A 7,998-nucleotide genomic window follows, 5' to 3' on the forward strand; every position below is an offset into this window, starting at 1 on the left:
CTTCAAGGGACACACCGAGAAGCGTTTAAGGATCTAGCCCGAGGTCCTGACGGGCTAGATGGACTAACGATGTAATTGCCGTCTGATGGCAACTCGCCCGTACCGCTTGGCATCTGGACCGCGCATGTTCGGTAGATAATATGCACATGCCTAGCCTGTTCGCACCCAAGGTCCCTGACAACAAGGCGAACCCGCTCTTCCTTAACTTTCGCGACTCACCTGCATTCCGACCTGCGCGAGTACTCATGGACGCGATATATTCTCAATATCGCGACAAAGATGGGAGTTTCATCCAGGAATTCCAGACGAGAGGTTTCTCTGCAAGAGTTTGGGAGCTCTCACTATTTGCTTACTTGCAAGAGGCTGAGCTCGAAATTGACGAATCGTTCGTCTTCCCCGACTACGTGATTACTGCACCGCATCCCATGGCCATCGAGGCCGCCACTAGTCAGCCCGCCGAAAACGCTCCGAAAGTCCAGAGCGCTGCCGTGTCTTCTGTCGTTCCATCCGACCTAGTGGAGGGCCAACGCGAACTCGTCTTCCAAGTAGCCAAGGCACTCCGACGTAAGCTACTGCATCGCAATGCTGCTGGGCTCGCTTACTGGCAACATCCCCACACGGCCGGCAGGCCCTTCGTTATCGCGGTCGAGGCCTTCCATAACTCAAGCTCACTATTTTACTCGGACGCCGTCATAATTCAATACCTATACGGCCAGAGGCCCGTCGGCGAACACGACGAACTTGGCACTCTGACGATCAAATCCGAGTCGATTGGGACACACCACTGGAAAGGTCGGGAGATTCCGAGCGGACTCTTCGATCTACCGGAAGCAGCCGATTTAAGTGCGGTCTTGTTCTCCAACGGTTCAACCGTTTCACAATTCAATCGCATAGCAGTTCAGGAGGGCATCGGTTTGTCGGAGAAGATCATCGTCATGCGACTCGGCACCTGCCTAAATCGCGACCCAAACGCCAGTGAACCGGCCCCTTTCGAATATATCGTTGGGGAAGCTGATGCACCTTATGAGTCGTTCAGTCAAGTACTGACAGTCATGCACAATCCGAACGCCAAGGTACCGTTGCCTGACGGAGCCTTTCCGAATGTGGCCGAATGTCGTCTTGAGGATGACGGACGCCTTTCTGTAATTTCCTCGGGCTTCCATCCGTTTACGAGCATCACTCAGATCCTCACATCTGCAAAGCGCCATGAGGGCGAAGTTGATGAACAATGAAATCGGACACACCGTAGCTGCTTGTCCACATTGGTATTGCTCGCGGACGCCCTGGCGAGCGGTGCTGATTTGCTTCGCGCGCGATTGCAAGTTTAGGCCTTGAGGCTCCCGCCAGTTGACAAACTTATAGTTGCGGCTATCGCGTGTTCCTTATATGTATCTCCGGGTGCGCAAATCCCCTTGGGTAAGGGGCGGCGCAGTGCGAGTCACGATGCCCAGGTCACCTCGCGCGAAGCGATCACCGTGTGAATATCGCTCGTGTTGGGCTCCGGACACATATCAAAGACACGAAGATCGGCCGGGGTGCAAACCTCGGCCATCAGTGTTTCTGGGCCAGGGCGATAGATGAGCCGCAGGCCGATCCGGCTGTAGAGGCTCCGCCTTGTCGCGCGGATCAGCGTCTCGAAGCAGGCGGAACAGGTCGTTGAAGGCGTCCGCGATGGTGTCGAGCTGGTCGCCGCTCATTCTCTGGGGTGGCACCTCGGTGAGGCCGAGCCGCGCCTGAGCGGCCTTCCTGGTCGCGGTCGCTTCGCTGATCCAGCCGGCGATGAGTGCTGGGTCGCCGCAGGCATCGAGTGTCGCCCGGTACCGGTCGAGCTTGGCGTCCGCGTCGGCGATGGTCAGGTGCAGCTTCTCGATCTCGTTAGGGACGTCATAGTTTGCGAATTCCGCGCGGTACTGAGCGTCGGCGACCCGGGCGAGGTTGTCGGCGAGCGTCGTTCCGGTCAGTTCCTCACGAAGGAAACGGTCGATCGGGTCGGTGATCGCGTCCTCGCGCAGGTAGAGCGCGGGCGGATGGCTGACCTTGTGCTGGCGGACGAAGTCTCGGCTCGCGGTGCCCCGGCAGTAGAGGCGTCCGTGGTTCGGGTTGCCGACCATCTTTCGCTCGCACAGCCCGCAGGTGATCAGGCCGCGGAACAGGTAGGGGTGGCCGGTGTGTCGTGGCGCCGGCCGGCGCCGCCGATGGTTCAGCGCTTCTTGACGGTATGCTGCGCTCGCTCGTAGACGTCGGTGCTGATCAGCGGCGTATGCGACTCGGTGCGCGACCAGACCCACTGGCTTTGGTCGTTCCATCGGTGCCGGTTCTCGTGACCGAGCGCCACGTGAGCCCAGTCTGCAGCAAGGCGTCGCGGACATCATGCCGGAATCGGCCGTGGCTGCGGAGCGACGATTCCCGGCCACGCTTAGCAAACTCCTCGGTCGCCCCGTGACATGGACAACGGCTCACATTCCGATCGGATACGGCACCATGCGCTGCTCTTCTGTCGGGCGCAGGCGTGCCGGTTCCCCCGGCACCCCGCACGACCAGGCACCCAATGCACTTCCAGCCACCGTCCGCACAGCCGCAGATATGTCAGTCCGCCGTTGCCAACGGTTCCGATTATCGGCTTGTGTCAGTTTTGCGGCGATCTGCCGGGCGGTCAGGAAAGCCAGCGTCGCTGACCAGCGCCGGATAAGTCAGGCGGGCCGAGGCGATCCAGACAGCCCGCGCCAGCACGCCGATCGCCGCCCGAGCCCAACGTTCTCGTCGGCACCGGACCAGCCGCCTCGCACTCTTGATCTCACCGATGGGCGTTGCCCCCGCAACCGCCCGGCACTCAGCGCCAGAGCAATCCGATACGTGCAAAGTCAGAAAAGGCCCCCGCCTCGATCACGGAGCACCGCCGCCGCCAGCACACTCACCACGTCCGGCCACCGCGCCAGCAGCACCGGCAGCGCTGTCGTCCACTCCCCGAGCGCGAGCGCCTCCCCCACCAGCCGCGCCGCCTTCCGGTCATCCACCGACTCCGCGATGCCGACAAGCGCCTCGGCCAACGAATCCGGCGCCGTGATCCGCCGGGCCAGCCGCTCGGCCCGTTCCGTTTCGCCTTGCTCCGCACGCGCGCGGGCCACGACGGAGAATCCGTGAGCCGCCCAGTCAGGGCGCAGGATGGTCGCAGCCATCTCCTCCGCCCGATCGAGTTCGCCCAGCAGAACGAGCGCTTCGACCAGGTTCGCCAGGGGCCCGGCTCGCTCCGCATGGCTGGTGATCGTCCGAAGGCTCACCTCCGCCTCGGCGATCAGCTCCCGGCAAGCCGCGGCGTCACCGGCCCGCACCGCCGACCGGGCCGCAGCGACAAGACAAGAGCAGCGATCACCCGGATGCGTGACCCCCCGTGCCAGTTCCACAGCCTCCTCCGCCGCACCGAGAGCCAGAGCCGCCGGGACGACCCGGGTCATCGCTCGCGAAACTCTTCCCGGACTCACCCTCCGCGCCTGGTCCAGCGACGCGTCGAGCAACTCGCGGGCACGGTCGAAACCACCGGCACGGGCACAGGTTCGACTCAAGATGGCATAGGCCATCGTCGCCATGTACGGATCGGTCATGCCACGCACCGGCACCTCGGCCGCCGCGAGGAGATCCAGCGCCCATTCCGCGCCCATCACCGACAGTCCGCAGGCGATGAGATGCTCCGCATGACCGGCCGCGAACTCGCCGGTAGTGACTCGCCTGACCACCGCGTCCACCTCGGCGAAGAGACGCCGTGCCCGATCGAGATCGCCCACCTCAGCGAGCGCTTCAGCGATCAACGCCCGCTCATGAGCCCGCTCGACCACTGTGTCCGTGTCACGCAGGAGTCGCTCAACCTCGATCGCCAGATCCCGGGCGCGACTGTAATCACCAGCATCGGCTACGAGGACGGCGACGTCGGCGAGCTCGCGCCAGTGGCGCAGCGCGCGAACCGCCTGCTCCGCCGCCTCGGTCAGACGCTCAGCGCAGGTCGCCTCACCTGCCCGGATCGCGGCAGCCGCCGCATAGCGAAGAGCCGCGAACAGGCCCTCGTGATCACTGATCGTCGAAGCCGCGTGTTCGGCCGTCGCGAAGTCCGCGGCATCGGCCGCGGATCGGCACCGACAGCCCTGCAGGTGGTCTCGCAGTTGTTCAACGGCTTCGTCCCGGACGACGCGCTCCGCCCACGCCACGTCTCCGACCTCGACCGCCGCCGAAATGACACTCTGGAAGCCGGCGCAGCGTTGGTCGGGATCGGTGAGCCGGCCCGCGATGTGTTCCACCTCTGTCGTCAGACGCCGGCCGCCGTCTCGGTCACCCATGGCTACGAGCGTCATGGCCGCCGAGCCGAGTGCACGGCAGCGGGCATACTCGTCCAATTTCCGAGCCGTGGAGATCCCCTCGCCGATCAGCGCCTCAGCCTGCCGCCGATCTCCCAGCACCGAGACCGTTCCCGCGACGGTGATCAGCGCCAAAGCCAGGCTCTGCGGATCCTCGCCACACCGGGCCGACTCCACGGCCTCTCGGCAGAGGGTCGATGCCTGATCCCGGTCGGGGACTTCCGCGGCGACCGCAGCGAGGCCTGCGGCGCGCACTGCTGGGTCTGAGATATCGCGGATGATCCGCACCGCGTAAGAGGACATCCCCGCTCGGGCGATGGTCGTCGCAACCGATAAGACGGTCTCGGGAATCGCGGATTCCACGGCGATCACCGCCTCCTCGACGAATTCCGTCGCCGCTTCGGGTCTCCCCGTCTCGGCGAGCGCTTGTCCGACGCAGGCAAGGGCCTCGGCCCGAAAATCGGGGTAGGAGATGCCACGGGCCAGGTGACCCGCCCGAACCGGTAGGCCGATCCTGGCCCACACCGCCGGAAGTGTCCTCGGCGTGCGTCGGTTGCGGTCCTGCAGGTCGTTGCGGCGGGCCGACAGGACGGCGAGCGCGCCCAGGTCGGGCTCCTCAGCCGCCAGCAGCAAGTTCTGGACCGTCGTGACCTCGGTGATGGCGGCGGTGTCGCCGCCGGTCAGGGCGAGCATCAGGTCGTGGCGGGCCGGTTCGCTCACCAGCGCCGTCAGCCTGGCGAGGCCCCCCTTCAGCTCGAGCAACCGGGGATAGCCGCGCAACAGGTACTCCGGGGTCTCCGGCGGCCATTCCCGATAGGAGTCGGCCCAGGCGTGCAACCGGGTCTGGTAATCGACAAGCCTCGCCGGGCCCATGTACCGGCAGGCGGCGTTGTGAATCTCCTCGTGCCCAAGAAGGTAGACCTCGTCCGGCTTCCACTCGCCAGCGCGGCGGGTGAAGGTCCGGCCCGCCACCGAGTGCAAGATGTCCTCGATCTCGGCGAGATCGGCGCCGGTGATCTCCCGGAGATCCGTCGCCGACAGACCACCCCGGGCTGCGGTGATCAGGCCGAGCAGGTCCTGTTCGAGCTGGGTGCCGCCGTGCAGGCGCCGGATCTCCGACTTGCCGAGCCGTTCGACGTCGCGGGCGTGCGCGGACTGGCCCAGCAGCCGGACGATGTTGGCGTCGCGGAGTGGGTGCCAGTCGGGCACGTCGTCGGGGATCGGTGGGTTGGGGCGACCGGCGACGATGACCCGCATCCCGGAAGGAAGATGTCCGGGCAGCAGGGCCGCGATGCTGTGGGCCTCCGGTCCGGTGGTCATACCGCGATCCTCGTCGAGTCCGTCGACGACGAGGATCAGCCGGCTTCCGCCCGCCTGGCACGCCGCGGCGGCCCGGCTCAGCAGGTCGAGCAGACAGGCTTCGCGGGTGGCCTCGCCCGCGGCGATCGGCAGTTCCTCGCCGGTGAGCTCACAAAGCTGCTCCAGCAGAACGGTGGTGAAAGCCTCACGGGTGTCCTGCGCGGCGAGCCGGGCGGTGATGAAGAACGACACGACCCGGGCGCGGCCGGTAAGTCTCGCCGGCGGGCGCAGGACGAACGTCGACATCAGCGCCGACTTACCGGTCCAGGCGGGAGCACGCCACCAGACGTACGGGCCGCGGTGCTCGTCGAGGCAGAACGCAGCCAGTTCGTCGAGCTCGGCGTCGCGGTCCAGCAGTTCGGGTGGCGCGATGCGGCGCACCTGTTCCAGATAGGCGGACCGCACGGAAACCCGTGATGGGCCCTGAACGATCGTCACCTGACCGGCGGTACCGATGCCGACACCACCGGAGGCGCCGTTCCCCGTGACATGTCGGGGCAGGCCGGGAACGGTCAGGGGAGCGACCGGCCCGGCTCCGGAGGGTCCGGCGGTGTCAGGGCGACATCACCACCGACCTGCCCGATCGCGATTCCGGCGGACCGGGCTTCGGCCCGCGCATCACCGGTGAAGACCCGTGACCCGGCCCCGGCGATCACCGGGCCGCTCGTCGCGCGCCCGGCGGCCAGGGCCGAGATGACCGCGGCGGCGAACGCGCCGTCCTTGCGAGCGGCCGCGGTGATCGCAAGCTCGATCTGCTGGCGGGTCAACTCGGACACCGTGCCGTCGCCGGTTCCCGCTTCCTCTTCGGCGTCCCGCAACGCCGGATGGTCGCCCAGCTTCGCCACAACCAGTCGATGGATGTCCCGCAGACCCGCGTCGGCGTCCGAGGAACCGACGCCCCGGCGGATCTTTGCCGTGACCCACTCGACGATGTGCCTGGCGACGACGTTCGCCTCGTTCATCATGCCCGTCATGATCAGACCCCAGTATCCGCCGACTCGCTGGTGCCGGTGTTCCGGCCGACCGAAGGGCCCGGACGGCCGACATGGACGTCACCTCCGACCTGACCGATCGCAATGCCATGACTGGTGGCCCGCACTCGCGCATCGCCGCTGAAGGTGGCCGCCTGTTCGACCCGCGCCGCGGTGCCGTCCGCCGGGCGCCGCGCGAGGACCAGCCCGTACACCGTCATCGGGAGTCCCAGCAGGGCGATCATCGCGGCGACGACGCTGCCCCACTTGTCGGCGTCGTCGAGCCGCAGTATCGCGAACCGAACACCCATCACGATCATCACGGAGCCGGCCACCAAGACGGCCATCCAGATCAGGACTCGCCTCATAACTACGCAACGTATCAACTCAGATCACCCACCGACAGTGGATCCCCGGGGGCACCTCACCGCCGAAGCGGTCACGATCGACCTGCAACAGCGATCCGTCTTCAGCAGAAGGGATGTTCGCGATGGCGCAATTCGTTCGTACCCGCCGCGACCGCTACGCACCGTCGCCGTCATCGAAAGCATCCCGCAGGGGCAGAAGAAAGCCACCTCGTCGTTCGTCATCTCCAACACAGGTGGCTCACTATCCAGCCACCGACCGGGACGAAGTGGCGTAATCGTCGCCTCAGTCAGCCATTGCAAGGGGGCGCCGCCGCGACGACCAGGGCGGTCGATCCGGCGCCAGGCGAAATCCGAGTCCACGCCTCCGCCGCTGGCCGGAAGCCCGACCGACTGCCACACGCTGCGGGTTTGGAGACCCACCAGTCCAGATCATGAACTGGCAGTTCATCGGTCGAGGTGCCCCTCGAGGTACCCCGCAGAGGGGACACCGCCAGCCGCCACCAGGCGGGTGCACGATCACGGAGACGTCGCTGCCAGCGTCGGATCTCCGAACGAACACAGAAGCGACGGCGCCCAGCAGAGCGAACCCTCGCATTCCTCAACGACTTTGTCGGTGATCCGGGAAATCGTTTCCTTCGACACCGATGCCCCGTAGATCTCCGCGAAATGCGCAGAGATCTCCCCGGTCGTCATTCCTTTCGCGTACAACGACAGACGATCTCGTCGACCTCGGTCAACCGCCGCTGCCTTTTCTTCACGATCTGCGGCTCGAACGTCCCCTTCCCGATCCCGCGGCACATCAATCTGGACCTCCCCGGCGGCGTCCGAGATCACCGTCTTGCCGCGGCTGCCGTTCCGCACGTTCGTCGACTCGCGGCCCGGCTCGGCCTGTTTTTTTCTCGTGACCGAGGTGTTCGGTCATCTCCTCGTTCAACGCGGTCTCGAGGACATTGAGCC

Annotated in this window: 6 protein-coding genes; 1 reads left to right on the forward strand and 5 read right to left on the reverse strand. The window is 65.8% G+C overall.

The annotated features are described in order from the left end of the window. Positions 1–146: 146 nt before the first annotated feature. Complete coding sequence (locus Afe05nite_RS17335) at positions 147–1,232, forward strand: hypothetical protein (protein WP_203818137.1); 1,086 nt, start codon at positions 147–149, stop codon at positions 1,230–1,232. 279 nt (positions 1,233–1,511) lie between these two features. On the opposite strand, the gene Afe05nite_RS17340 is transcribed toward Afe05nite_RS17335, so the two are convergent. The 5 genes from Afe05nite_RS17340 to Afe05nite_RS17360 all read right to left on the reverse strand — a co-directional run bounded on the left by Afe05nite_RS17340 (position 1,512) and on the right by Afe05nite_RS17360 (position 7,902). Continuing rightward, positions 1,512–2,111 carry a hypothetical protein gene (locus Afe05nite_RS17340; RefSeq protein WP_203818138.1) on the reverse strand — a complete coding sequence of 200 codons (600 nt, stop codon included), beginning with the start codon at positions 2,109–2,111 and terminating at the stop codon, positions 1,512–1,514. A 750-nt stretch (positions 2,112–2,861) separates the two neighbouring features. Then, complete coding sequence (locus tag Afe05nite_RS17345) at positions 2,862–6,140, reverse strand: P-loop domain-containing protein (RefSeq protein WP_203818139.1); 3,279 nt, start codon at positions 6,138–6,140, stop codon at positions 2,862–2,864. Between the two features lie 74 nt (positions 6,141–6,214). Then, positions 6,215–6,676, reverse strand: coding sequence for a chromosome partitioning protein (locus Afe05nite_RS17350; protein ID WP_239117902.1), 462 nt, complete (start codon positions 6,674–6,676; stop codon positions 6,215–6,217). Positions 6,677–6,678: 2 nt separating this feature from the next. Further along, positions 6,679–7,041 (reverse strand): hypothetical protein, encoded by a 363-nt coding sequence (locus tag Afe05nite_RS17355; RefSeq protein WP_203818140.1) that lies wholly within the window; start codon positions 7,039–7,041, stop codon positions 6,679–6,681. Positions 7,042–7,557: 516 nt separating this feature from the next. After that, on the reverse strand, positions 7,558–7,902 hold the full coding sequence (locus Afe05nite_RS17360; protein WP_344224470.1) for a transposase: 345 nt from the start codon (positions 7,900–7,902) through the stop codon (positions 7,558–7,560). Positions 7,903–7,998: the final 96 nt, after the last annotated feature.

Source organism: Paractinoplanes ferrugineus, from assembly GCF_016862195.1.
Taxonomy (GTDB): domain Bacteria; phylum Actinomycetota; class Actinomycetes; order Mycobacteriales; family Micromonosporaceae; genus Actinoplanes; species Actinoplanes ferrugineus.

Coding starts and splice junctions, on each gene's coding strand:
- Afe05nite_RS17335 (WP_203818137.1), top strand. CDS start 147: ATGCCTAGCCTGTTCGCACCCAAGGTCCCTGACAACAAGGCGAACCCG.
- Afe05nite_RS17340 (WP_203818138.1), bottom strand. CDS start 2,111: ATGGTCGGCAACCCGAACCACGGACGCCTCTACTGCCGGGGCACCGCG.
- Afe05nite_RS17350 (WP_239117902.1), bottom strand. CDS start 6,676: ATGACGGGCATGATGAACGAGGCGAACGTCGTCGCCAGGCACATCGTC.
- Afe05nite_RS17355 (WP_203818140.1), bottom strand. CDS start 7,041: ATGAGGCGAGTCCTGATCTGGATGGCCGTCTTGGTGGCCGGCTCCGTG.